The sequence below is a fragment of the Caloramator australicus RC3 genome (assembly GCF_000297115.1).
GTDB classification, from domain to species: Bacteria; Bacillota; Clostridia; order Clostridiales; family Caloramatoraceae; genus Caloramator; species Caloramator australicus.
Genome location: NZ_CAKP01000027.1, coordinates 1 through 26309, shown reverse-complemented (window position 1 = coordinate 26309; position 26309 = coordinate 1). Strand labels below are relative to the sequence as shown.

The following is a 26309-nucleotide window of genomic DNA, read 5'->3' as shown; positions in this document are numbered from 1 at the left end:
TCATAAAAAGGAAGTGAAATACTTCCTTTTTATTTTTTTGTTAATTTAATTGCAATAATTTTGTTAATACAATATAATATATAGGGTAGAAAAATATCGAATTGAGGTGCAGAATATGAATAAGTGTTATGGTATTATATTAGCCGCTGGCGAAGGAAAAAGGATGAAATCCAATCTTCCTAAAGTTTTACATAAGGTTTGCGGCAAATCCATGATAGAGCATGTTATTCATGCACTTGATTCTGTTGTCGAAGACTTTACCATTGTTGTTGGACATGGTGCCGATAAGGTTAAAGGATACCTTGGTGATAGATATAGTTATTCATATCAGGATAAGCAACTTGGGACAGGTCATGCGGTAATGTGTGCAAGTGAATTTTTAAAAGGTAAAAAAGGGACAGTAATTATTCTTGCAGGAGACACTCCACTTGTTACATCTAAAACCATATCAGAGGTTTTCCAGTATCATATTGAAAAGGGATATTCTGCGACTGTTATAACAGGTGTTGTTGATAATCCAAAGGGGTATGGAAGGATTGTAAGGGATTTTGAAGGCAACCTTGAAAGAATAGTTGAAGATAAAGATGCAAATGAATTTGAAAGGCAGATTAAAGAAGTAAATTCTGGCGCATACTGTTTTGATATAGAATCCCTTTTAGATTCCCTTAAGAGATTAAATAACAACAATGCACAGGGCGAATATTATCTAACAGATGTAATAGAGATATTAAAGTCAGATGGCAAAAAAGTTGGTGCCTATGTAACTGATTTTGAAGAATTTACAGGTGTTAATTCAAGGGCGCAGCTTTATGAGGCAAGCGTTATAATGAGAAAAAGGATTATAAATAAATTCATGGATGAAGGAGTAACCTTCATAGATCCAAATAATACTTATGTAGATTCGGATGTTCAAATAGGAAGGGATACAATAATTTATCCAGGAACAATACTCGAAGGGAAAACAGTAATCGGTGAAAACTGTATAATAGGCCCCAACACAAGGCTTGTGGATGTTGAGGTTGAGGATGATGTAACGATTCAAAACTCAGTTGTTTTAGAAAGTAAAATAATGCAAGGGGCTAATGTTGGACCATTTGCTTATTTAAGACCTGAAAGTATCATTGGTAGAGATGTAAAAATAGGAGATTTTGTTGAAATTAAAAAATCAACAATTGGAGATGGAACAAAGGTTTCACATCTTACTTATATTGGTGATGCTGAGGTTGGAAGAGGATGCAATTTTGGATGTGGAACTGTTGTTGTAAACTATGATGGAACAAAGAAACATAAAACAATAGTTAAAGATAAGGCCTTTATAGGCTGTAATACAAATCTTGTTGCTCCAGTTACAGTTGGGGAGGGTGCTTATATTGCCGCAGGTTCTACAATAACTCAAGACGTTCCTGATGGATCACTTGCAATTGCAAGGGAAAAGCAGGTTAATAAAGAAGGATGGGTGCAAAAAAGAGGAATTTGGAAAAAATAGCTTAGGAGGAGTTAAAGATGTTTGGACATGGTAAGCACATCAAAATATTTACAGGGAATGCTCATCCAGAGCTTGCGAAGGAAATAGCTGATATCGTAGGTGTTCCGATGGGAAATGCTGTTGTTGGAAGATTCAGCGATGGCGAAATTTCTGTAGATATCAATGAAACTGTCAGAGGTGCAGATGTTTTTGTGGTTCAATCCACATGTGCACCTGTTAATGACAATTTAATGGAACTTCTTATAATGATTGATGCCCTCAAGAGAGCTTCTGCAGGTCGGATTACGGCTGTTATACCATATTATGGTTATGCAAGACAGGACAGAAAAGCAAAGGCAAGGGATCCAATTACAGCGAAACTTGTTGCAGATATTTTAACAGCTGCTGGGGCTAATAGGGTTTTAACAATGGACCTTCATGCTGCACAGATTCAGGGATATTTTAATATTCCTGTTGATCACCTTCTTGGAGTTCCAATCCTTGCAAAATACTATCAAGAAAAGAATTTTAATGAAGATGAAGTGGTAGTTGTATCACCTGACCTTGGTAGCGTTACAAGGGCAAGAAAATTTGCAGATAGGCTTCACGCACCAATTGCTATAATTGATAAAAGAAGACCAAAGGCAAACGTTTCAGAAATAATGAATGTCATCGGAGATGTTAAGGACAAATATGTTATTTTAGTAGATGATATGATAGACACTGCAGGAACTATTACTAATGCAGCAAATGCCCTAAAGGATATGGGGGCAAAGGAAGTATTTGCATGCTGCACCCATGCGGTATTATCTGGCCCAGCTGTTGAAAGAATTGAAAAATCAGCAATTAAAGAACTTGTAGTATTAAACACAATTCCTCTTCCACCAGAAAAACATCTTGATAAGATAAAAGTTTTATCTGTTGCACCTATTTTTGCAGAGGCAATAAAGAGAATATATGAAGACCTTTCCGTAAGCAGAATATTTGAGTGATAGGCCGGTTTAATCCGGCCTATTTTTTTAGTTACTTCTTTAATATTTTAGTGTAAAGAATTATAATTTATAGTAAATATTAGTTTTATTGGGGGGATTTGATGAAGAGGGTTTTGATTGTTGAGGATCACGAGGAAATCAGGGGATTTATAAAAATAAATTTAAAAAGAGAAGGGTATGATGTCCTTGAAGCTGAGGATGGGGAAAAGGCGCTGGATATATTAAAAAAGAATGATGGTATTGATATAGCTATTGTAGATTTAATGCTTCCTAAGATAGATGGATTTTATGTATGCAATAAGATTAGAGAAAAGGATCCTTTTATAGGAATTATTATACTTACGGCAAGGTCTCAAGAGGCTGATAAGATAGCTGGATTTTCAAAGGGAGCTGATGATTATGTTGTAAAGCCCTTTAGTCCAAAAGAATTAGTTGCAAGAGTTGATTCGCTTTTTAGAAGGGTTTCTATGATTAGAAGAAATAACAATGAGATTTTTATGTATCCTTTTAAAGTTGATTTTAACTCAAGAAAATTTTTTAAAGAAGACAAAGAAATTGAACTTACCTATATTGAATTTGAACTTTTAAAATTATTCATTAATAATCCTAATAAAGCTTTTAAAAGGGATGAAATTTTAAACATAATATGGGGCGAAGACTATATTGGAAGTTATAAGATAGTTGATGTTAATATAAGTAGGCTAAGGCAGAAGATAGAAGATGACCCTACATGCCCTAAATATATTAAGTCTATAAGAGGATATGGATATAGGTGGGAAATTAAGTAATAGGGGGCTAAAGAAGGTGAAATCTTTAATCAAAAGGATTGTTTTATTATTTTTTGTGTTTATTTTTCAATCTTGCAATTTCCGTGAAGAAAATATTATTGTAAAGCCTATGATTCCTAAAGAATACGAAATGGCAATCGGTAAAATAAAATATTTTGTTGCTCCTAACTCGAAATTAACTTCTCCAATAGATGGGGAGAACAAAAACTCCATTTATTTATTAGATTTTGATGGGGATAAAAATAGTGATATAGTTTATTTCATAAAAACTTCGGATTTGTTTTCACCTTTAAAAATAGGGCTTATCAAAAGTTCTAGTTTTATTAATGCAGTTAGTTATGGATTTGTTGGAGACGAAATTCATAAATTTTATTATTCCGATTTAGACCAAGATAAAAAGATGGAGTTTATTATAGGAAACTATAAAAATAATTCGAAGGAAGTTTTTATATTAAAGGAAATAGAAGGAATATTAAGGGTGGTATTTAAGTCGGAGTATGAGGATTTTGCTATTAATGATATAGATGGGGATGGGACAGATGAGATATTGCTAATAAGAAAAGACGAATTTCCCTTTTTAAATATATTAAAGGCTGAGGGTGAAAAATTTAACTCTTTATATGTAGTTCCTTTAGACAAAGGAACAAAACACTATAAAAACATAACCTATTGTAAATTAAATAAGAGCCAAAATGGAATAGTTATAGATAGTTTAATAGGAGAAGAATTAGCACTAACTCAAATATTAGTTTTAGATAAAAAAAAGATAAAAAATTTGTTTTTAAACTCCCAAAATCATATATGTGAAAATGGAATAAAGGCTTATTATATAAAATCACAGGATATTGATGGAGATGGATTTATTGAAGTTGCGATGCCAGAGATTAATAACAGTTTCCAGAATGAAAATATTTGGATTAACAACTGGTATAAGATAGATGAAAAGGGAAATTTAATCTACTCCTGTTCTACCTATGGTGATGATAGTTATTATTTTCTTATTCCTAAAAAAATACAAGATAACTTTATAATTAAATATAATCAGAAGGACTATGAAAGTGTATCCTTTTATTTAAAGAATTCTAATAAATATCTTTTTTCTTTATATAGGATTAAGGAAGGAAAGACAATAGATTTGGCGGATAAAATTAAAATATTGGATTATCTGAATTACAGAGTATACATAAATTATGATAAAAAGATTTTTAATCCGGATGAAATAGAAAAAAATATATTCATAAATAAGGAATGATTTAACATGACGGGGATTAAAAAAAGGTGGGTTAAGGATTACATTATAGGGATTATAGTTATTTTAATAGTTTTCAATCTATCCTTTGCCCTTATCATAAGAAACTATTATTATTCAAGCTTACGACAGCTTTTGATAAATAAAGTTAATACATCTACGGAGTTTTTCAATAGATATTTCACAGATAAAGAAAAAATAACTTTTCTTCTTAAAAATTATGTTGAAGATTATTCCTTTGATGAGGATTTTATTATTCAAGTTTGGGATACTAAAGGGAAAGTGCTATTTTGTTCTAGCGGATTAAATTACGCCGAAAACCTTCAATCAGATTATATTCTTGCTCTTCAAGATAAGGTTCATTCTTCTATATACATAAACAATATAACAATGGAAAAATTAATAGCAGCATCAGCTCCTATAAAGGTGGATGGTTCTATAGTAGGAATTTTGAGGATAATAACATCCTTAAGGGAAGTGGATTCTAGAATAAAATATTATATAACCTTTGCTATTTTTATTAGCTTTGTTTTAGTGATATTTCTATTTATTTTGAGCTTAACCTTCAGTAAAAGCATAATAGAACCTATAAAGGATATCAACGAAGTTGCAAAAAAAATGGCAAGGGGTAATTTCGATGTAAAAATAACCACCAAATACAACGATGAGATTAGAGAGCTGGCAGAAACTTTAAATTATATGGCAAACGAGATTAAAAGGATGCAGAATTTAAAAAGTGAATTTATATCATCGGTATCCCATGAACTAAGAACACCTTTAACTTCTATTAAGGGATGGAGTGAAACTATTTTGACAAGCGATTTTAATGACTTAGAAGAGATAAAACAAGGGTTAAAGATTATTACAAAGGAAGTAGATAGGCTTTCAGACATGGTTGAGGATCTTCTTGATTTTTCAAAACTTGAAGGGGGAAAGATTAAATTAAACCTTGAAAACTTTAGTTTAAATCAAGAAATTCATGATATTTGCAATCTGTATAAAGGGAAGGCTAACAATAAAGGTTTAAAAATAACTGAAGAATTGGATGAAAATGATATTATTTTGGCTGATAAATTTAGAATAAGACAAGTAATAATAAACCTTATTGATAATGCTGTAAAATTTTCAAAGCAAGACGGGTCAATCTTAATAAGAACTATAAGGGAAAAGCATGCAGTAAAGATAATTGTGGAAGATGATGGTATAGGAATACCAATTGAAAAGATAGATAAAGTAAAAGAAAAATTTTATAAAATCGATATAAAAAAGGAAGGAAGCGGACTTGGGCTTGCAATATGCGACGAGATAATCAGACTCCATAAAGGTGATATTGTTATAGAAAGCAATGAAGGATTAGGAACCAAAGTAACAATATATTTACCACAAAATGAGGTAAGTTAATAAAACTTACCTCGTTTTTGCAATATAACAAATTACTTATTTCCTTTTTTGTAAAATTCTAAATTGTTACCATATTGTTACCAAAAATATATATATTTTTAATAAAATTTATATTAAGAAGAACAATTTAAATTTTAGGGGGGATAAGATGAAAAAAATCTTAAGTGTTTTTTTAGGGATTTTGATTATGGTTGGGACATTTTCATCATGTTCAAAGCCTTCTTCAAATCAAGGAAGTTCTGACAACAAGTCTTTAAACAAGAGTCAAATTGAGATAATTCAAGCTACCAATCCAGAAAAACTTCCACAGGTTGCAAGGGATAGAAAGGATACTTTAATAGTTGGAACTACTGCACCAAATGGAACCTTTAATCCAATTTATTCAGGCAGCTTATATGATTCATGGGTATGTTCTTTGATTTTCGATGGACTTATTAGCAATGACGCTGAGGGTAATCCAATTCCAAATGTTGCGGAAAAATGGGATATATCTGAAGATGGTAAAACATATACCTTCTATATAAAAAAAGGAATTAAATTTCATGATGGAAAGGAACTTACAGCTGAAGACGTTGCCTTCACCTTCACAGCTATCTGCGATCCTAATTATGATGGACCAAGAACAGATGCTGTTATGTATTTAGAGGGATACGAGGAATACAATAAGGATAAAGAAAATAAAGTAAAGGAAGTTAAAGGAATAAAGGTTATCGATCCATATACAATACAATTTACTTTAACAGAGGCTCAAGCACCTGCTATTTGGAACTTTGGATATGGAATACTTCCAAAGCATTATTATGTTTTTGAAAAGGGAAATATTAAAAAGCTTAAGGATCTATTCTTAAAACCAATGGGATCAGGAGCATATACACTTAAGAATTACAAACCAGGTGCAGAAGTAGTATTTGAAAAAAATCCAAACTATTGGAAGGGCGAACCAAAGATTAAAACTATAGTTATGAAGGTTACAAACGCAAATACAGTAGTTCAAGAATTAACCTCTGGCAATGTAGATATAGATGCTGTAGGTAAGCCAGAAATGGTTGAACTTATAAAACAGGCGGGATTTTTCAACATATATAGCTATCCTTCCAATTCCTATGGGTATATAGGATTAAATCTCAGGGATGAAAGATTTAAGGATAAGAGAGTAAGACAAGCACTAATGTATGGACTTGATAGAAAAGGGTTTATAAACGCTTATTACAAAGGAAACGGTCAGGTATGTAATGCACCGGTTTCACCAGTTTCTTGGGCATATACGGATGAAATAAACCAATACGAATATAATCCTGATCTTGCGAATAAACTCTTAGATGAGGCTGGCTGGGTAAAGAAGGAAGATGGGTTTAGATATAAAGATGGCAAAAAATTTATAATTCATTGGATGACCTATACAGGAAGCAAATATGTAGAATCTTTAATACCTATTGTTAAAGATAATTGGGGAAAACTAGGAATAGAAGTTGTTCCAGAACTTATGGAATTTGGAACATTGGTTGAAAAGGTTTATGACAAAAGGGAATTTGAAATGTATAACATGGCTTGGTCCCTATCGATTGACCCAGATCCATCAGGAATATTCTCAAAGGCACAGGATGTTCCTGGAGGAAACAATTCTGTTGGCTGGGTAAACGAAGAATCTGAAAAACTTATGAAACAGGGTCTTACTGAATTTAATCAGGAAAAGAGAAAGGAAATTTATAAACAGTGGAATAAGCTTGCAAATGAAGAATTGCCATATCTTTTCTTGAGCTATAACAAGGATAATGTTGCTGTAAGCTGCAGGGTTAAGGGAGTAAATCCATCACCATATATAGATTGGACATATGATATTCAAAATGTTGAAATAGTTGATGTTAAATAAAAATTGCCCGGCAATCGCCGGGCAATATTTAGGAGGTAGGACGATGAGGCAGTATATTACCCGAAGATTACTTGAAATGATTCCTGTTCTTATAGGTATATCTATACTAATTTTTGTTATTTTTCAATTGGCACCTGGAGACGCGGTGTCAGCAATAGTTGATCCAAAGACATCAGCTGAAACTAAAGCAAAGCTAAGAGAACAGCTTCACTTAAATGAACCGATTCTTGTTCAGTATAAATATTGGGTAATGGATATCTTAAAGGGTCAATGGGGAGAATCCTTTTATTATAAGCAACCTGTTTCAAGGGTTATAAATTCCTTTATATGGAATTCTTTTTATCTTTCTTTAGCATCTTTTTTGCTAAGTGCAATTCTTTCTATTCCAATCGGTGTTTTATCAGCAACAAAACAATATTCAAAATTTGATTACATATTTACAATATTTGCCTTGATAGGTATTTCGATGCCCTCATTTTTCTTCGGGCTTTTACTTATAAAGTGGTTTGCAGTCGACCTAAAGTTATTTCCGGTTTCAGGAATGACTAATCCAGGAAGCACAGCAACAGGCTTTGCTTTATTTAAAGAAGTTATGCATCATATGGCACTACCACTAATAGTTTTAACCCTTGGAAGCCTCGCGGGACTTATGAGATATACAAGATCAAGCATGCTGGAGGTTATAAGGCAGGATTATATTAGAACAGCAAGGGCAAAGGGATTAAGGGAAAAGGTTGTCATATATAAACATGCCTTAAGGAATGCCCTTATTCCTGTTGTAACGATTTTCGGAATGAGTTTGCCAGGACTTTTTTCAGGGGCTATTATTACGGAGCAAATATTTAATTGGCCTGGTATTGGGCCTATTGAACTTCAGGCAGTAAATACAAGGGATTATCCCCTTTTGATGGGTATAAATATGCTTCTTGCTCTGTTAACTTTACTTGGTAATCTAATTGCGGATGTTACTTATGCTTTAGTTGACCCAAGGATAAGGCTAAAATAGGGGGGATTTATATGCAGACTGTTCGAAGTGTAGAAGCAAAAATAAGAGAAGAGAAAATATTAGGACCTTGGCAGCTTGCTTGGATTAGATTAAAAAGGAATAAGCTTGCAATGCTTGGACTTTATATTTTGATATTTATGGTGCTTCTTTCAGTTTTTGGACCAATGATATCACCATATAATATGGAAACATTAGATCTTAGCAATATTTCTGCACCTCCTTCTCTGTCCCATCCCTTAGGAACAGATGAGGTAGGAAGGGATGTTTTAACAAGAGTTATGTATGCCGGGAGAATATCTCTATCAGTAGGAATAGTAGCAGTTTTGATAAGTGTTTTAATAGGGAGTATAGTAGGTGCAATATCTGGTTATTATGGTGGAATTATTGATGCTGTTTTGATGAGAATAGTAGATATATTTATGTGTTTCCCATTTTTGCCACTTCTTTTGATGGTGGCTGCTGTTATGTCGGATTATAAAATTCATCCTAATTATAGAATTTATGTCGTTATGTTTATTATAGGAATACTAAGTTGGCCTGGACTTAGTAGAATAATAAGAGGTCAGATACTTTCCCTTAGAGAACAGGAATTTATCCAAGCTGCGGAAGCGTTGGGGTTAAGGGATAGAAGAAAAATATTTAGGCATCTTTTACCAAACACCTTTAGTTCGATTATCGTTTCAGCAACATTGGAGGTTGCCGGAGCCATTTTAACTGAATCGGCTTTGAGCTATCTTGGACTTGGAGTTACACCTCCAACTCCATCATGGGGCAATATGGTAAATGCAGTCACAGATGCTTATGTTTTTCAGTTTTATCCTTGGCGATGGGTTCCCCCAGGAATATGTATTTTTATAACAGTTATGGCAATAAATTTATTAGGTGATGGTTTAAGGGATGCATTGGATCCCAAATTAAAACACTAGGAGGGGGACAAAATGGACGAATTATTAATAATAAAAAATTTGAAAACATACTTTTATACCGATGAGGGGGTTGTAAAGGCAGTTGACGATGTCAGTTTAAGGATAAATAGAGGACAGACTCTTTGTATAGTTGGTGAATCAGGCTGTGGGAAAAGTATAACTGCAATGTCAATATTAAGATTAATACCCGATCCACCTGGTAAAATAGAGGGCGGGGAGATAATATTTGAAGGTAAAGATCTCTTAAAGCTTTCAGATGATGAAGTAAGAGAAATTAGGGGAAATAAAATTTCTATGATATTTCAAGAGCCTATGACATCTTTAAATCCTGTTTTTACAATAGGTAATCAAATAATAGAAGCCATAATGCTTCATCAAAAACTAGATAAAAAAGAAGCAACTAAAAAATCGGTTGAGGCTCTAAAACTTGTAGGTATACCACGAGCAGAAGAAATAATAAATGCATATCCCCATGAACTTAGTGGTGGCATGAGACAAAGGGCTATGATTGCAATGGCTATGGTTTGTAATCCTACTCTTTTAATAGCAGATGAACCAACAACAGCCCTTGATGTAACGATTCAGGCCCAAATACTTGACTTGATGAGAAAATTAAAGGAGGAAACAAAAACAAGCATTATGCTTATAACCCATGACTTGGGTGTTGTGGCAGAAATGGCAGAATATGTAACAGTGATGTATGCAGGTAAAGTTGTTGAGGAGGCTGATGTTATTGAACTATTTAAAAACCCTAAACATCCTTATACATTGGGCTTATTAGAATCAAAGCCACAAATACATATTGATAAAGAAAAGCTATATTCTATTCCTGGGCAGGTTCCTAATCCCTTTAATTTACCTAAAGGATGTTATTTCTTCCCAAGGTGTGAAAGAGCGATGGAAATTTGTAAGGAAGTTATGCCTACTTTAAAGGAAGTTGGAAATGGACATAAGGTTGCCTGCCACCTTTATGGGGGTGATAATAATGAATGAAGTTATACTAAGTGTTAAAAATTTAAAAAAGTATTTTCCAATAAGGTCCGGTGTTTTTCAAAAAGTTGTTGGACATGTAAAGGCTGTTGATGACGTTTCTTTTGAGCTAAGAAAAGGTGAAACATTAGGTCTTGTTGGCGAATCGGGATGCGGAAAATCAACAACAGGAAGAACTATATTAAGGCTTATAGAAAAAACTGAAGGAGAAGTAATGTTTGAAGGAAAGGATGTCTATAAGTTAAGTAGAGAAGAATTAAGAAAATTAAGACCAAATATGCAAATTATATTTCAAGATCCATATTCATCCTTAAATCCAAGGATGACAGTGGGAGAAATAGTAGGAGAAGCCTTAATTGAACATGGTATGGCAAATAAAAATACAGTAAAAGCAAAGGTTGAAGAGGTTTTAGAGATGTGCGGATTAAGCTCATATTATATAAAAAGATATCCCCATGAATTTTCAGGTGGACAAAGGCAAAGGATTGGGATTGCAAGGGCACTTGCATTAAACCCAAAGTTTATAGTATGCGACGAGCCGGTTTCGGCGTTGGATGTTTCAATACAGTCTCAAATAGTTAATTTGCTATGTGAGCTTCAACAAAAGTTTAATTTTTCTTATCTTTTCATTTCTCATGATTTAAGTGTAGTAAAGCATATAAGTCATAGGGTTGGAGTTATGTATCTTGGTTCATTAGTAGAGCTTGCTGATAAAAAAGAAATTTTTAAAAATCCAATTCATCCTTACACAAAGGCCCTTTTATCAGCGGTTCCAATTCCTGATCCTACATTAAAAAGGGAAAGGATAATACTTGAAGGAGATATACCAAGCCCAGCAAATCCACCAAAGGGCTGTAAATTTCACACAAGGTGTCCATATAAGATGGATATTTGCAAAGAGGTAACACCAGAATATAAGGATATAGGTAATAACCATTTTGTTGCATGTCATTTAGATGGAAGGTGATTTTATGGAAAAGGATAAGGAAGATTTAAAGCTTGAATGGAAGGACATTTTGGCTATAATGATTGCTCAGGCTGAAATATTAATGCCACTTGTTCTTATCTTTTGGTTTATACTTTGGGTAGTTTTAAAAATAATTACTATAACTTGGGTGAAATGATTAAGGCTGCCTAATGGCAGCCTTTTTATTATACTATTCCTTGAGCAAGCATTGCATCTGCAACCTTTACGAAACCAGCGATATTTGCTCCAACAACAAGGTTATCCTTATATCCATATTCTTCAGCCTTTTGGCTAGCATTCTTGTAGATATTTACCATTATGTTATGGAGTCTTTGATCTACTTCTTCAAATGTCCATGATAATCTTAAGCTGTTTTGTGACATTTCAAGGGCGGAAGTCGCAACTCCACCTGCATTTGCAGCCTTTGCTGGTGCAAATAATACGCCGTTATTTAAGAATATTTCGGTAGCTTCAAGAGTTGATGGCATGTTTGCACCTTCACCAACAGCAATAACTCCATTGTTTACTAATGTCTTTGCTGCTTCTGCATCTATTTCGTTTTGAGTTGCACATGGAAGTGCTATATCGCATTTTACATTCCAAATATTCTTATGACCTTCATGATATTCAGCACTTGGATGGAATTTTACATATTCTGAAATTCTCTTTCTTTCAACTTCTTTAATTTGCTTTATTGTATCAAGCTTAATTCCATCTTTGTCATATACATATCCGTTTGAGTCGCTCATTGCAACTACCTTAGCACCAAGTTGCATAGCCTTTTCAGCAGCATAGATAGCAACGTTTCCTGAACCTGAAATTACAACAACTTTACCCTTGAAGGAATTTCCTTTAGCATTTAACATTTCTTCAACGAAGTAAACAAGACCATAACCTGTAGCTTCTTTTCTTACTAAACTTCCACCATATGTTAATCCTTTTCCAGTTAAAACACCAGCTTCATAAGCGCCTGTGATTTTTTTATACATTCCATAGAGGTAACCTATTTCTCTCGCACCAACTCCTATATCACCTGCAGGAACGTCGATGTCTGGACCTACGTGTCTATATAATTCAGCCATAAAGCTTTGGCAGAATCTCATTATTTCTGCATCAGATTTTCCCTTAGGATCGAAGTCTGAACCGCCCTTTCCACCACCAATTGGAAGGCCGGTTAATGAGTTTTTAAATATTTGTTCAAATCCGAGGAATTTGATTATGCTTGCGTTAACTGATGGATGGAATCTAAGTCCTCCCTTATAAGGTCCAATTGCGCTGTTGAATTGAATTCTAAATCCTCTGTTTACGTGAATCTTTCCATTATCATCAACCCATGGAACTCTAAACATAATTTGTCTTTCTGGTTCGACAATTCTTTCTACTATTCCAGCTTCGATATATTCAGGTCTTCTTTCGAGAACTGGAACAAGGGAGTCAAGAACTTCCTTAACTGCCTGATGGAATTCAGGTTCATTTGGATTTCTCTTTACCACTTGTTCAAATACTTGATTAATATGTTCTCTTGCGTTCATAAAATGCGCCTCCTATGTAAAAATTATCTATAAATATAATAGCACATGTAAAAAAAATTATAAATATTTTTTAAATAATCAGTTAAAATTTTGTTCAAAAATGGCATATTGTATTAAAATTAAAATAATGAGAAAATAATTTAAGGAGGTTGATATTATGGAGAACAGGATATTAATAGTTGATGATGATGTCAATATTTGTGATCTTTTGGAGATATATCTTGAAAAGGAAGGGTATAAAGTCTATAAAGCTAACTCAGGAGTTGATGCTCTTAAGATTTTTAAGGAAAGGCAACTTGATTTAATAGTTTTGGATGTTATGATGCCAGGTCTTGATGGTTATGAAACATTAAAGGAAATTAGAAAAACTTCTGCTATTCCTGTTGTTATGCTTACAGCAAAAGGAGAAACCTTTGACAGAGTTTTAGGATTAGAGCTTGGTGCAGATGATTATATTGTAAAGCCCTTTGAACCTAAGGAACTTGTTGCAAGAATTAGAGCGGTATTAAGAAGATATAAACCTCAAGTTCAGAAAAAATCCCTTGAATATAAGGATTTAATAATTGATGCAGATTCATTTATTGTTATATATAAGGGTCAGGAGATGGAGCTTCCTCCAAAAGAGTTTGAACTTTTATATTTCCTTGCGTCAAACCCCAACAAAGTTTTTACAAGGGACCAGCTTCTATATGAAGTTTGGGGGTATGATTATCCGGGAGATTCAAGAACAGTTGATGTCCATATAAAGAGAATAAGAGAAAAGCTTCCAGAGCATGATGAATGGCAGATTAAAACTGTTTGGGGCGTTGGATATAAATTTGAGGTGAAGTCATAATGAAAAAAAGTTTATTTGCAAAGCTAATAATCACTTATTTTGTAATTTTAGCTATATCCTTTAGTTTGGTTGCTATTTTTCTTTCGCAATGGTTTTATAATTATTCAGTTAATCAAAAAGCTGCAACATTAATAAAACAAGGAACCGTATTAAAGGATATTGTTTCAGACTATTTTGATAGAAAAATCAGCAAGAAAAAGCTAAAGGATGAGCTTTTATTAATAGATAGACTTGTAAATGCAAGAATATGGGTGGTTGATAAATATGGGTATATCTATGCTTATACTGAACCAACGATAGACTATGAAAAACAGCTAACCTTTACGGAATTTCAAGATGTTATTTCTGGGAAAATTGTAATAAAAAAGGATAGCTTTAAAGGTATATTTAAAAAGCCAATGCTAACCGTGGGCATTCCAGTTTATGTAGATGATAATGTTTTGAGTGCAATTTTTTTGCATACCTCACTTGATGAAATAAGATTTGCCCTTAAAAAGGTATATATTGTTATATGGATGTCGGCTTTTTTTGCAACTGTCATCTCTCTTTTCATTATTTTCTATATTTCCGAAAAAATATTGATAAGGCCTCTAAGCAAGATAAATGATACTGCAAAGGCTATATCAAAGGGAGAATTCGACAAAAGAGTTGACATAGATTCAGAAGACGAGATAGGAAAACTTGCAAATTCTTTTAACTATATGGCTGATACATTGAAGAATTTAGAAAACATGAGAAGAAATTTTATTGCAGATGTATCACATGAACTAAGATCACCGATGACATCCATTAACGGATTTATCTCTGGTATGCTTGATGGAACTATCCCAATGGAAAAATGGACAAAATATCTGGAGATAGTCCATGACGAGATAAAAAGATTAATTAGACTTATTAATGATCTTTTAGATCTTGCAAGCTTAGAATCAGGAGAATTTTCCCTAAAAATAGGGATATTTGATATAAATGAGCTTATAAGGCAAAGAATTATTAAATTCGAAGATAAAATAAACAAAAAGAAAGTAAATGTAAATGTTTATTTAATTGAAAAAAGAATGATGGTTAAAGGGGATAGGGATAGGATCGACCAGGTGTTGACAAATATAATAGATAACGCCATTAAGTTTGTCCATGAGGGTGGCAATATTGAAATCCGAACAGAAATAAAGGAGGATAGACTTTTAGTGAGTATCTTTAATGATGGCCCCCCAATTCCTAAAGAAGATATAAAGTATATTTGGGATAGATTCCACAAGGGGGATAAATCAAGGACAAAGGGTGGAGGAACAGGACTTGGACTTTCTATTGCAAGGCAGATTATAAATAAACATAACCAAACAATTTGGGTTGAGTCAGGTGAAAAGGGAACAAAATTTACATTTACATTAGAAATTTCATAATTTTTATTTATTTCAAATCTTATTCATACTTTCTTAAAAATTGGAAGATAGAATATAAAGTGAGGAGGTGTAATTATGGAGTTTAATGAAAATAACTGGGGGAGTGGAGTAAAATTCGTGGAAGAAAGAAGACCTAAAAGGTTTTTAAGGGCTGTTGGCATTATACTTTTAGTATTTTTTTCTGCTTCTTTAGGAGGAATACTAGGCGGATATTATGTTAAAAAGAATTATGAATCGAATTCTTCAGGAATTACACTGCCTAATTTAACTCAACAAACAACATCCGCGCTACCTAAAAATTCTATAAATAAAGTTGCAGAATTAGTTGGACCTGCTATAGTTGGAGTTAATAATAATGTAGATACATTGTTTTGGGGAAAGCAAAAGCAAGGCTCCGGTTCTGGAATTATATTTGACAAAAACGGTTATATCGTTACTAATTATCACGTAATTGAAGGGTCAACCGATGTTACTGTAACTTTATCTGGAGGCAAAAAACTTCCTGCAAGGATTATTGGAGCAGATTATGAAACAGACATCGCAGTATTAAAAGTTAATGCTACTAATCTTCCTGTTGCTAAATTTGGTGATTCATCAAGCGTTAGGGTTGGAGATATAGCCATTGCAATAGGTAATCCACTTGGAGAGGAATTTGCAGGAAGTGTTACGATGGGAGTTATAAGTGCTATAAATAGGGAAATTACAGTTGAGGATAGAAAATATAAAGTTATTCAGACAGATGCTTCTATAAATCAAGGCAATAGTGGCGGTGCCCTTTGCAATGAAAATGGAGAAGTTATAGGTATTAATACATTAAAAATAACATCAGCTGAAGGTATGGGTTTTGCAATACCTATAAATGAGGCTAAAAAAATAATCGAAGAATTGATGAAACATGGCTATGTTTCAAGGCCATATATAGGAGTCGCAGGTACGTTTATTGACGAAGAACAGGCAAAAGAATATGGAGTTCCTGTAGGTGTTGGTGTTCAGGAGGTTGTAAGGGGAAGCGGTGCTGACCTTGCTGGAATAAGACCTGGAGATATAATCGTAGAATTCGATGGTAAAAAGTTAACTAAATTTGAAGATCTACAGGAGGCAAAGGAAAAACGTAAGGTTGGGGACATAGTAAAGGCTAAAGTATGGAGGGATGGAAGATATTTTGATGTTAGAATAAAACTAACAGAACAAATTAGATAGGCTGCATATGCAGCCATGTTTTTTTTGAATAATTTATGGTAATATTTTTAATGGAAATATAAATGATGAGGGAGTGAGAGGATGTATCTTGTAGTTGGACTAGGAAATCCAGGAAGGGATTACGAAAAAACAAGGCATAATGTTGGCTTTGAGGTTATTGAAAGATTGGCTGAAAAATTAGGAGCAAGTGTTAACAAAATAAAGTTCAAAGGTTTATTCGGGGAAGGAACTTTTGATAATAAAAAGGTATTGCTGTTAAAACCCTCAACCTTCATGAATTTAAGTGGAGAGAGCTTAATAGAAGCTGTTGAGTTTTATAAAATTAATATTGAAAATATTATTGTCGTTTATGACGATGTTGATATAGATGTTGGAAGGTTAAGAATTAGGCCTAGCGGAAGTGACGGTGGCCATAATGGAATGAAAAACATCATATATCATCTGCAGGATAATAAGTTCCCAAGGGTAAGAATTGGAATAGGCAAACCCAAATTTGATATGATATCCCACGTTCTTGGAAAATTTTCAAAGGAGGAAGAAGTTTTAATAGAAAAAGTAATTGATGCTGCTTCTGATGCTGTCTTGGAAATAATAAAAAATGGTATTCAAAGTGCCATGAATAAGTATAACTCCTTCGATGCAGGCAAAAAATAAAGCTTAAGGGGGTGAAGCTTTGAAATATAAGGGGTTATTGGAGGTATTATTAAAAAATAGAGAATTCAATGAAATCATAAGGGCTATAGAAAATAAAAATACCCCATGTCAAGCACACGGCCTTTCGGAATCTCAAAAGGCCTTGGTTTGTTATTGTCTTTTTTTGAAGTTAAATAGGCAGATGCTTATTTTATCTTACAATGATATAGAAGCTAAAAAAATCTACGATGATATTAAAAATTTTACAGACCAATGCTATTATTTTCCTTCTAAAGAACTCGTCCTTAATATAGACGTTACATCCTTTGAGATTAAATCAGAAAGATTAAAGATTTTAAAAAAGATTTTAAATGGGGAGAAAGCAATTGTTGTATCTACTATTGACTCTATTATGTCTTTAATGCCACCTAAGGATGTTTTAAAAAACAGTTTTTTGAAGATAAATGAAGGTTTGAATATTGAGGTTTTAGACTTGGTTTCTAAATTATATGAATTGGGTTATGAAAGAGTTGATATAGTTGAAGGGAAGGGACAATTTGCCCAAAGGGGAGGAATAGTTGACATTTTCCCAATTGATAAAGAGGAGCCGATAAGAATTGAATTTTTTGATGATGAAATCGATACGATAAGGACTTTTGATGTCCTAAGCCAAAGGAGTATTCAAAGGATAAGTGAAATTAAAATAAATCCGGCAAGGGAAATTCTACTTGATGATGCTGCCTTGAAAAGAGGATATGAATTAATAAAAGAGGATTTAGAATCAAAACTTAAAAGTTTTTCAAAAAAGAAAAAGGATGAAGCTAATTCACTAAAACAAAGATATGAAGAAATTTTAGAAAAGCTTTCTAATTCAAAATATTTTGAAGGAATAGATAGTTTTTTGCCTTATTTTTACACATATAATTCAAACCTACTAGATTATTTTGATGATCCTATAGTCATATTAGATGAATCCTCAAGGATTTCACAAAGAATTTTTTCTGCTTATGAAGATTTTCAAGAGATGTATAAAACTATGCTTGAAAATGGGAGTGCTCTATCAAGACAGGGAGAATTTTTTATTCATCCTGAAATTATACTTGGTAACTTAAAAGGAAAACAATTGGTTTCTTTCAATATGCTTCCTAGGATTGTAGAGGATTTTAAACCTAAGGCTATAGCAAACTTTAATGCCATTGGACTAAATTCCTATGCCGGCAATTTAGAATATCTTATTGAAGAATTAAGATTAAAATCAAATAGAGGATACAAAATATTAATATTTACTCCTACAGAAGCTAAAGGACTAAGGCTTAAAAATTCATTAAAGGAAGAAGGTTTTAATTCTGTTTATAAGGAAGATATAGATGAGCTTATTGAAAATGTTATAACAATAACAACAGGAAGCATATCAAAGGGGATGGACTTTCCTGATATCAAATTTTTGGTTGTTTCTGATACGGAAATACATCCAAGCAAAAAACAAGTAAAGAAAAAAACAAAGGAATCAAGATCAAAGAAGATTGATGTATTTACTGATCTTAAGGTTGGAGACTATGTTGTTCATGAAATACATGGAATAGGAATATTCAAAGGAATAAATGAGCTTGTTATTGAAGGTATAAAAAGGGATTATTTAGTAATTCAATATCAGGGTAATGATACATTGTATGTTCCTGTAGAGCAATTGGACATCATTCAAAAATATATAGGTGCAGATGATAATCCTCCTAAAGTTAATAAGCTTGGAAGTTCAGATTGGATAAAAACCAAAAACAAAGTGAAGGCTTCCCTAAAGGAGATGGCGGAGGACCTTATAAAGCTTTATGCCGAAAGAAGCAAAATTCAAGGACATGCTTTTTCACCCGATACTCCATGGCAAAGACAGTTTGAAGACGAATTTCCATATCAGGAAACAGAAGATCAACTAAGGGCAATAGAAGAGATAAAAAGGGATATGGAAAGTCCAAAGCCTATGGATAGGCTTCTCTGTGGGGATGTAGGCTATGGTAAAACCGAAGTTGCTATGAGGGCAGCATTTAAAGCAGTGATGGATGGCAAGCAGGTTGCTGTATTGGTTCCTACGACTATACTTGCAGAGCAGCATTACAACACTTTTCTTCAAAGATTTAAAGGTTATCCGATTAATATAGATATGATTAGCAGATTTAGAAATCGGCAGGAACAGAAAAGAACCCTAAAGGAACTTGCAAATGGTAACGTAGATATTATTATTGGGACACATAAACTTTTAAACAAAGAAGTAAAATTTAAAGATTTAGGACTATTAATTATTGATGAGGAACAAAGATTTGGAGTTAGCCATAAGGAAAAGATAAAAGCCTTAAAAAAGAATATAGATGTTTTAACATTAACTGCAACGCCGATTCCAAGGACCTTGCATATGTCCTTAATTGGTGTTAGAGATATGAGCATAATAGAAACCCCTCCTGAGGATAGATATCCTGTGCAGACCTATGTTCTAGAATATAATGAAGCGATAGTTAGAGAGGCAATTTTAAGGGAAATTTCAAGAGGTGGTCAGGTATTTTTTGTTTACAATAGAGTGGAAACTATTATTGATATGCAAAGGGAGATATCAAAGCTTGTTCCTGAGGCAAGGATAATAATAGCCCATGGACAAATGAACGAAGAAGAACTCGAAGATGCAATAATAAGTTTTATTAATGGTGATGCTGAGATTTTATTATGCACAACAATAATTGAAACAGGAATTGATATGCCTAATGTTAATACATTAATAGTTTATGATGCAGACCGAATGGGACTTTCTCAGCTGTATCAGTTAAGAGGACGAGTTGGAAGATCTAATAGGATTGCATATGCATACTTTACCTATAAAAAGGATAAAGTTCTTTCTGAGGCTGCAGAAAAAAGGCTTAAGGCTATCAAAGAATTTACTGAGTTTGGTTCAGGATTTAAAATTGCCATGAGGGACCTTGAAATTAGAGGTGCCGGAAGTCTTTTTGGCACAAAACAGCATGGCCATTTGGCAGCTGTTGGGTATGACATGTATTGTAAACTCCTTGATGAAGCTGTAAGGGAACTTAAAGGGGAGGTAAAGGAAGAGGAGATAGAAACGCAGATAGAACTTCAGATAAATGCCTTTATTCCTTCGGAATATATAGAAGATGAAAAATTAAAAATCGAGGTATATAAAAAGATAGCTTCCATTTTTGATTATGAAAGCAAGATGGATATAATTGATGAGCTTATAGATAGATTTGGTGATGTTCCAAAGAACGTAGAAAACTTAATTCAAGTTGCCTATATTAAGGCTTTGGCTAGGAAATTAAAGATAACAAATGTAAAGCAAATCGATAAAGATGTATTTTTGCACTTTAAAAATGCGGATGTCTTAAGTTTAGAACTTCTAAAGGAATTAAATATGAAGTATAATAATATCATTAGTTTTGGAAGCGTCAAAGAGCCAATTTTAAAAATAAAAATCAATAAAAATAGTGAACTTTTACAGGTTCTGACCAACATTATGGAAGATTTTTGCAGTTTGCAATAAATTACAAAATAGTATATAATATTTGATAAGTTTGAAAAAGGAGAGGATGGGCGTGAATTTAAAAAGACTTTCTATCATTTTAGCAATTACGTTATTTGTCAATTTATTGGGGGGATGTGAGCTTATATCAAAAACTGAAGAGGGAGAAAAGAAAACGGTAGTTGCAAAGGTTAATGGAGAAAAAATAACAAAGGGTGAGTTTGAAAAAATATTTCAATCTCAACTCGTTCAATATGAAATGATGTATGGACAGGATTTTGCAACAAAAAAAGAAAACGAGGAACTTATTAAAAATATTAAAGAGGATTTATTAAATGAGCTTATAAATGAAAGAATTCTTCTTCAGAAGGCAAAGGAACTTAATGTTCAGCCTTCACAGGAGGAGATAGATAAAGAAGTTGCTAAGGCTTATGATGAAGCGGTTAAGCAGGCAGGTGGAGAAGATAAGTTTAATAAGACACTTGAAGCTTTTAAAATGACTGTTGATGATTTTAAAAATTACATGGCCAATAGAGTAGTTATAGACAAAGTTTATGATGAAATAATTAAGGATGTAACAGTCAGTGAAGATGAACTTTTAAAATATTATAACGAAAACATGTATGATTATACTGAAAAACCAAACAAGATGAATGTATCCCATATACTTGTTGAAACTGAGGACACTGCAAAGAAGGTTTTAGAAGAGCTAAACAAAGGGGCAAAATTCGAAGACCTTGCTAAAAAATACAGTATAGATCCCGGTTCAAAGGACAAAGGGGGAAATCTTGGAGATATATATTATAATGATGATAATTACGATAAGACCTTTTTAACTAATGCAATTGCACTTCCAGTTGGGAAAATAAGCCCGATAGTGAAGACACAATTTGGATATCATATTATAAAAGTAAACAAGAAAGAAGAATACAGATTAAAAACTTTTGATGAAGTAAAGGATCAAGTTAAAGAAGTTGTTTTAGAACAAAAGAAGGCGGAGAAAATAGACGAAACATTTAACAAGTGGAAGGAAGAAGCTAAAATTACAAAATATATTGATAGATTATAATCGAAAACAATTAAAGCGAGGGTTTTTACCCTTGCTTATTTTTTAAAATTAATGTATAATTATAAAAAATAATGAATAAATATGACAAGAGGTGATCATATGAAATATATCTATGAAAATGATTCAAGGGACGTTTTAAGAAGCAATCAAAGGAATATGCCTAATTCTTGTTCCTATTGTATATATAAGGCAAAGCCCTCTACATCCCAGTTTAGTTGCAATATTTGTCATTTAAAATACCTCCCCAAAAAGTAGTTTCAGGAAAATCCCTGAAACTTTTTTTTGCCCATATACATTTTTTTGGTATATTTTTTGAAAATTTGAGAAAATTATAAATAATAGAAAATAATAAGAAGGAGGGAGAATATGAAGGCTACCGGTATTGTAAGAAGAATAGATGATCTTGGCAGAGTGGTTATTCCAAAGGAAATAAGAAGAACTTTAAGAATTAGAGAAGGAGACCCTCTTGAGATATTCACTGATAGAGAAGGCGGAATAATACTTAAGAAATATTCCCCAATCGGTGAGTTAAGTGAGTTTGCAAAGGAATATGCTGAAGCTTTGCAAGGTCAGGTTAATAGACCGGTTTTAATTTGCGATAAGGATTCAATAATTTCAGTTGCAGGTGCTAATAAGAAGGAATATATCGACAAAAGAATAAGTGAGGACCTTGAAAGGATAATGAGCGAAAGAAAAACAGCAGTATATAATGCAAAGGAAGGTGGAAGAGCCTTTGCACTTACTAAAGATGAGGAAGATGATGTAAATTATACTGCACAAGTTATAGCTCCAATTATTGTTGAAGGGGAATCGATTGGAGCTGTTATTATAATGTCTAAAGAAGCAAATGTAGCAATGGGTGAGATTGAAAGAAAGCTAGCTGAAACAGCAGCTGCATTTTTAAGCAAACAAATGGCATCTTAACATAATAAGAATCCTCCTATTTTTACATAATTCGGCCATGTAAACTTTTGTTTATATGGCCGAATTAAAATGGGTTGGTTAGTGCTAATTTAACCATTACCTAAATATTATTTAATTGAAGATGAAAATAGGGGGATATTTTATGTCCCAAAAAAGCATCATTAAAGGGACAATCATCTTATCCTTAACAGGAATTATTGCTAAATTTTTAGGTTTTTTCTTTAGAATACCATTGATTTATTTAATCGGTGAAGAGGGAATAGGAATATATCAGATAACTTATCCTTTGTATACTTTTTTACTTGCAATATCCTCTGGCGTTCCTATTGCCCTTTCGAAGATGATTTCGGAAAGATTGGCAGTAAATAAAAATAAAGAAGCCAATATTATATTTAGAAGCGCTTTACTTTTGATGTTTTTAATAGGTTCATTATCAAGTTTTATATTAATTTTTTTTGCAAAAGACTTTATTCGAATATTTAATTGGAATAATAAAGTTTATTATTCAATTTTAGCAATTGCTCTTGCACCCCTTTTTACTACAGTTTTATCAGCCTTTAGAGGATATTATCAAGGAATTCAAAATATGTTTCCGGCAGGTTTAAGTCAAATAATTGAACAAATTGTAAGGGTGTTGATTGGAGTTGGACTTGCTTATATTCTTTTGCCATATGGGATTGAATTTGCTGCCTCGGGTGCCTCCTTTGGTGCTACTATGGGAAGTTTTATTGGACTTATATTTTTGATTATTTATTTTAATAAAAGTAAAATAATTTATAACAAAAATGAATGTAGTAAGGATTTTTTTTCTATAACAGCTGAAATAATTAAAATAGGAATTCCTATTTCAATTGCCCAAACCATAGGCTCAATTATGGCTCTTATAGACTCTGTGCTGGTTGTTGGACTTTTAAAAGCCTCAGGATTTGATGATGTGACTGCAACATCCCTTTACGGACAACTTACAGGAAAAGCATTTGTTTTAATTAATGTTCCGCTTACAATATCAGTTGCAATTGCCCAAAGCACAGTCCCGGCCATTTCTGAAAGTTATGCAGTTAAAAGCAGGATCAAATTAAATCGCAATATAAATATGGCATATAAAATGGCGATGATTTTAGCCTTGCCTTCTTGTGCAGGACTTTATACCCTTGCAAGACCTATTTTAAGTTTAATCTTTCAAGGCTTAGATGGAGGATGGCAGGTTTTGCAAATTCTATCCATATCAGCTTTTTTTATAATCTTATCACAAACATCAACCAGCATTTTAAATGGCCTTGGTAAAACATATATTCCTTTATTTGTTATGCTTATAGGATCTTTACTAAAGATTATGTTTTCTTATATCTTAATACCGACAAATTTAAATATTCTTGGAGCAGCGTATAGCACCTTAATAGCATATTTTGCTATTTCGCTTATTGATATTATTTTGGTAATAAAATATACTAATGTTATAGTAAACATTAGAGAAGTTGTTATTTATCCCCTTTTGAGCACTTTAGTTATGATATTTGCTGTTATCTTTTCTTATTTAGAGCTCAATAAATATATAGGAGCTGATTTGACAACTGTTATTACAATTTTTATAGGAGGAGTAATTTACTTTCTTATGCTTCACATAACAGATACATTTAATTTTAAAGATATAGTGAAACTTATTAAAGGTTAATTTATGATTAACTTTTTATGAGAGGTGTTTACATAAGATGATTAAAATCGTTGGATTAGGACCAGGTTCAATCGATGATTTAACTTTAAAAACCATTGAAATATTAAAAAATGCAGATAAGGTATTTTTAAGGACGCATAAACATCCAAATGTCAATTATTTAAAGGAGATAGGAATAAAATTTGAAACATTTGACAAATATTATGATGAGGGTAATGATTTTGATGAGGTTTATGAGAAAATAGCTAAAAAAATAATAGAGGAAAAGGAATGCGTTTATGGTGTTCCAGGACATCCGTTGGTTGCCGAAAAATCCGTTGAACTAATTTTAAAATATGCCAAAGATAAAAATATTGATGTAGAAATAGTTCCTGCATTAAGCTTTATAGATGCTCTATTTAACTCTTTACAGATAGATCCTTCAAATGGATTTAAACTAATAGACGGGCTAATGCTTGAAGAACATAGGCCAGATCCTAAAACTTCAAATGTCATAACACAGGTTTATAGTAGATTTATAGCGGGGGAAGTAAAAATAAAGCTTATGGAATACTATGATGATGAACAGGAAGTTTATGTGGTTAGAGCTGCTGGGGTAAAGGAGCTTGAGAGAATCGAGAAGGTAAAACTTTATGAGATAGATAGACTTGATTTTATTGATTATTTGACAACCCTTTATATTCCACCAGCTAAGAATAAAAAAGAAAGGATTTTAATGATTTAGTTGATATTGTTGAGTTTTTAAGGTCACCAAAGGGATGCCCATGGGATAGGGAACAAACCCATGAAAGTTTAAAAAGGTATTTATTGGAGGAATGTTATGAGATAATAGAGGCAATAGATGAGAAGGATTATGAAGGCTTATGTGAAGAACTTGGTGATATGCTTTTGCATGTGGTATTCCATTCACAGATTGCTAAGGAAAACGAATATTTTGAAATTTGGGATGTAGTAGATGGAATTGCAAATAAAATGATAATAAGACATCCACATGTATTTGGAGGAGCAAAGGCTAAAAACTCCTGAAGATGTAATGGAAATTTGGGAAAAGAATAAAATGAAGGAAAAGGGAGTAAAAAATTATACCGAAAATATTAAGAAAATACCTAAAACTTTACCTGCCCTAATGAGGAGTTTAAAAATACAAGAAAAGGCAGCGGAGGTTGGATTTGATTGGGATGATGTTGAAGGTGCTATTGATAAGGTAAAAGAGGAATTGAATGAACTTTTAGAGGTATATAAATCGCAAAAAAATGGAAAAATATTAGAAGAAATTGGAGATTTGTTATTTGCAGTGGTAAATGTTGCGAGATTTTTAGGAGTTGAACCAGAAACAGCCTTGACAAAAACTGCAAATAAGTTTATAAATAGATTTGAATATATAGAAAAAAATGCACATAAGTTCAACAAAAGGATAGAAGAACTTACTTTAGAAGAAATGGATAAGCTTTGGGAAGAATCAAAGAAATTTGAGGAATAATATAAAAAAAATATTAAAATTAGCAGGATTTTTTGATTTTGTGAAGAATAATAAAAACATGATATAATTTAGCTAAATCCTGCTTTATATATTAAATTTTTCAAGGAGGGAAAATAATGAACAAGGCAGATTTAATTTCAATGATGGCAGAAAAGAGTGGTTTAACAAAAAAGGACGCTGAAAAGGCTTTAAAGGCTTTCATCGACAGCGTTCAAGAGGCACTTGCAAAAAATGAAAAGGTTCAACTTGTTGGATTTGGAACATTTGAAGTAAGAGAAAGAGGAGAAAGAAAAGGTAGAAATCCAAAGACAATGGAAGAAATCGTAATTCCAGCTACAAAGGTTCCAGTATTTAAAGCAGGAAAAGAATTAAGAGAAAATGTTAACAAATAAA

At 32.7% G+C, this 26309-nt stretch carries 21 protein-coding genes and 1 pseudogene; 21 read left to right on the top strand and 1 reads right to left on the bottom strand.

Translation table 11 applies throughout. The features are described from left to right. The first annotated feature begins 115 nt into the window (after window positions 1–115). The 11 genes from glmU to CAAU_RS14515 all read left to right on the top strand — a co-directional run bounded on the left by glmU (window position 116) and on the right by CAAU_RS14515 (window position 11811). On the top strand, window positions 116–1486 hold the full coding sequence (gene glmU / locus CAAU_RS03180) for a bifunctional UDP-N-acetylglucosamine diphosphorylase/glucosamine-1-phosphate N-acetyltransferase GlmU (protein WP_008908001.1): 1371 nt from the start codon (window positions 116–118) through the stop codon (window positions 1484–1486). A 17-nt stretch (window positions 1487–1503) separates the two neighbouring features. Then, complete coding sequence (locus CAAU_RS03175) at window positions 1504–2457, top strand: ribose-phosphate diphosphokinase (protein ID WP_008908000.1); 954 nt, start codon at window positions 1504–1506, stop codon at window positions 2455–2457. Window positions 2458–2558: 101 nt separating this feature from the next. After that, window positions 2559–3245, top strand: coding sequence for a response regulator transcription factor (locus CAAU_RS03170; protein ID WP_008907999.1), 687 nt, complete (start codon window positions 2559–2561; stop codon window positions 3243–3245). A gap of 16 nt (window positions 3246–3261) precedes the next feature. Further along, window positions 3262–4497, top strand: coding sequence for a hypothetical protein (locus CAAU_RS03165; RefSeq protein WP_008907998.1), 1236 nt, complete (start codon window positions 3262–3264; stop codon window positions 4495–4497). A 6-nt stretch (window positions 4498–4503) separates the two neighbouring features. Beyond that, window positions 4504–5895, top strand: coding sequence for a sensor histidine kinase (locus CAAU_RS03160; RefSeq protein WP_008907997.1), 1392 nt, complete (start codon window positions 4504–4506; stop codon window positions 5893–5895). Between the two features lie 148 nt (window positions 5896–6043). Then, window positions 6044–7765 (top strand): peptide-binding protein, encoded by a 1722-nt coding sequence (locus CAAU_RS03155; RefSeq protein ID WP_008907996.1) that lies wholly within the window; start codon window positions 6044–6046, stop codon window positions 7763–7765. A 43-nt stretch (window positions 7766–7808) separates the two neighbouring features. Further along, a complete protein-coding gene (locus CAAU_RS03150) occupies window positions 7809–8771 on the top strand; it encodes an ABC transporter permease (protein ID WP_008907995.1) in 963 nt (320 codons plus the stop codon). 11 nt (window positions 8772–8782) lie between these two features. Then, window positions 8783–9697 (top strand): oligopeptide ABC transporter permease, encoded by a 915-nt coding sequence (opp4C, locus tag CAAU_RS03145; protein ID WP_008907994.1) that lies wholly within the window; start codon window positions 8783–8785, stop codon window positions 9695–9697. A gap of 12 nt (window positions 9698–9709) precedes the next feature. Next, window positions 9710–10690 (top strand): ABC transporter ATP-binding protein, encoded by a 981-nt coding sequence (locus tag CAAU_RS03140; RefSeq protein ID WP_008907993.1) that lies wholly within the window; start codon window positions 9710–9712, stop codon window positions 10688–10690. Beyond that, the gene (locus CAAU_RS03135) at window positions 10683–11654 is read left to right on the top strand and encodes an ABC transporter ATP-binding protein (RefSeq protein WP_008907992.1); all 972 of its coding nucleotides are present in this window, start codon (window positions 10683–10685) and stop codon (window positions 11652–11654) included. Before CAAU_RS03140 ends, CAAU_RS03135 begins: the two co-directional genes overlap by 8 nt. A 4-nt stretch (window positions 11655–11658) precedes the next feature. After that, a complete protein-coding gene (locus tag CAAU_RS14515; RefSeq protein ID WP_008907991.1) occupies window positions 11659–11811 on the top strand; it encodes a hypothetical protein in 153 nt (50 codons plus the stop codon). Between the two features lie 28 nt (window positions 11812–11839). Here the strand turns inward: CAAU_RS14515 and gdhA are convergent, their stop codons facing one another. Further along, window positions 11840–13186 carry an NADP-specific glutamate dehydrogenase gene (gene gdhA / locus CAAU_RS03130; protein ID WP_008907990.1) on the bottom strand — a complete coding sequence of 449 codons (1347 nt, stop codon included), beginning with the start codon at window positions 13184–13186 and terminating at the stop codon, window positions 11840–11842. A 157-nt stretch (window positions 13187–13343) separates the two neighbouring features. On the opposite strand from gdhA, the gene CAAU_RS03125 reads away from it, so the two are divergent. The 10 genes and pseudogenes from CAAU_RS03125 to CAAU_RS03075 all read left to right on the top strand — a co-directional run bounded on the left by CAAU_RS03125 (window position 13344) and on the right by CAAU_RS03075 (window position 26308). Then, window positions 13344–14021 carry a response regulator transcription factor gene (locus tag CAAU_RS03125; protein WP_008907989.1) on the top strand — a complete coding sequence of 226 codons (678 nt, stop codon included), beginning with the start codon at window positions 13344–13346 and terminating at the stop codon, window positions 14019–14021. Further along, complete coding sequence (locus CAAU_RS03120) at window positions 14021–15421, top strand: sensor histidine kinase (protein WP_008907988.1); 1401 nt, start codon at window positions 14021–14023, stop codon at window positions 15419–15421. Before CAAU_RS03125 ends, CAAU_RS03120 begins: the two co-directional genes overlap by 1 nt. 75 nt (window positions 15422–15496) lie before the next feature. Continuing rightward, window positions 15497–16621, top strand: a complete 1125-nt coding sequence (locus tag CAAU_RS03115; RefSeq protein ID WP_008907987.1) for a S1C family serine protease — start codon at window positions 15497–15499, stop codon at window positions 16619–16621. An 81-nt stretch (window positions 16622–16702) separates the two neighbouring features. Next, a complete protein-coding gene (pth, locus tag CAAU_RS03110; RefSeq protein WP_008907986.1) occupies window positions 16703–17275 on the top strand; it encodes an aminoacyl-tRNA hydrolase in 573 nt (190 codons plus the stop codon). Between the two features lie 19 nt (window positions 17276–17294). Further along, window positions 17295–20792: a transcription-repair coupling factor gene (gene mfd, locus CAAU_RS03105; protein ID WP_008907985.1), complete on the top strand. Its 3498-nt coding sequence runs from the start codon at window positions 17295–17297 to the stop codon at window positions 20790–20792. Window positions 20793–20844: 52 nt separating this feature from the next. After that, a complete protein-coding gene (locus CAAU_RS03100; RefSeq protein WP_008907984.1) occupies window positions 20845–21840 on the top strand; it encodes a peptidylprolyl isomerase in 996 nt (331 codons plus the stop codon). A 366-nt stretch (window positions 21841–22206) separates the two neighbouring features. Beyond that, a complete protein-coding gene (gene spoVT / locus CAAU_RS03095; RefSeq protein WP_008907982.1) occupies window positions 22207–22764 on the top strand; it encodes a stage V sporulation protein T in 558 nt (185 codons plus the stop codon). Window positions 22765–22906: 142 nt separating this feature from the next. Continuing rightward, a complete protein-coding gene (locus tag CAAU_RS03090) occupies window positions 22907–24436 on the top strand; it encodes a putative polysaccharide biosynthesis protein (RefSeq protein WP_008907981.1) in 1530 nt (509 codons plus the stop codon). 37 nt (window positions 24437–24473) lie between these two features. Further along, window positions 24474–25916 (top strand): annotated as a pseudogene (yabN, locus tag CAAU_RS14790) (bifunctional methyltransferase/pyrophosphohydrolase YabN). A 116-nt stretch (window positions 25917–26032) separates the two neighbouring features. Then, the gene (locus CAAU_RS03075) at window positions 26033–26308 is read left to right on the top strand and encodes an HU family DNA-binding protein (RefSeq protein WP_008907977.1); all 276 of its coding nucleotides are present in this window, start codon (window positions 26033–26035) and stop codon (window positions 26306–26308) included. Window position 26309: the final 1 nt, after the last annotated feature.

Bases quoted from the DNA above. Each gene is read 5' to 3' on its own strand.
- glmU (WP_008908001.1), top strand. From the start codon at position 116: ATGAATAAGTGTTATGGTATTATATTAGCCGCTGGCGAAGGAAAAAGG.
- CAAU_RS03175 (WP_008908000.1), top strand. From the start codon at position 1,504: ATGTTTGGACATGGTAAGCACATCAAAATATTTACAGGGAATGCTCAT.
- CAAU_RS03170 (WP_008907999.1), top strand. From the start codon at position 2,559: ATGAAGAGGGTTTTGATTGTTGAGGATCACGAGGAAATCAGGGGATTT.
- CAAU_RS03160 (WP_008907997.1), top strand. From the start codon at position 4,504: ATGACGGGGATTAAAAAAAGGTGGGTTAAGGATTACATTATAGGGATT.
- CAAU_RS03155 (WP_008907996.1), top strand. From the start codon at position 6,044: ATGAAAAAAATCTTAAGTGTTTTTTTAGGGATTTTGATTATGGTTGGG.
- CAAU_RS03150 (WP_008907995.1), top strand. From the start codon at position 7,809: ATGAGGCAGTATATTACCCGAAGATTACTTGAAATGATTCCTGTTCTT.
- opp4C (WP_008907994.1), top strand. From the start codon at position 8,783: ATGCAGACTGTTCGAAGTGTAGAAGCAAAAATAAGAGAAGAGAAAATA.
- CAAU_RS03140 (WP_008907993.1), top strand. From the start codon at position 9,710: ATGGACGAATTATTAATAATAAAAAATTTGAAAACATACTTTTATACC.
- CAAU_RS03135 (WP_008907992.1), top strand. From the start codon at position 10,683: ATGAATGAAGTTATACTAAGTGTTAAAAATTTAAAAAAGTATTTTCCA.
- CAAU_RS14515 (WP_008907991.1), top strand. From the start codon at position 11,659: ATGGAAAAGGATAAGGAAGATTTAAAGCTTGAATGGAAGGACATTTTG.
- gdhA (WP_008907990.1), bottom strand. From the start codon at position 13,186: ATGAACGCAAGAGAACATATTAATCAAGTATTTGAACAAGTGGTAAAG.
- CAAU_RS03125 (WP_008907989.1), top strand. From the start codon at position 13,344: ATGGAGAACAGGATATTAATAGTTGATGATGATGTCAATATTTGTGAT.
- CAAU_RS03120 (WP_008907988.1), top strand. From the start codon at position 14,021: ATGAAAAAAAGTTTATTTGCAAAGCTAATAATCACTTATTTTGTAATT.
- CAAU_RS03115 (WP_008907987.1), top strand. From the start codon at position 15,497: ATGGAGTTTAATGAAAATAACTGGGGGAGTGGAGTAAAATTCGTGGAA.
- pth (WP_008907986.1), top strand. From the start codon at position 16,703: ATGTATCTTGTAGTTGGACTAGGAAATCCAGGAAGGGATTACGAAAAA.
- spoVT (WP_008907982.1), top strand. From the start codon at position 22,207: ATGAAGGCTACCGGTATTGTAAGAAGAATAGATGATCTTGGCAGAGTG.
- CAAU_RS03090 (WP_008907981.1), top strand. From the start codon at position 22,907: ATGTCCCAAAAAAGCATCATTAAAGGGACAATCATCTTATCCTTAACA.
- CAAU_RS03075 (WP_008907977.1), top strand. From the start codon at position 26,033: ATGAACAAGGCAGATTTAATTTCAATGATGGCAGAAAAGAGTGGTTTA.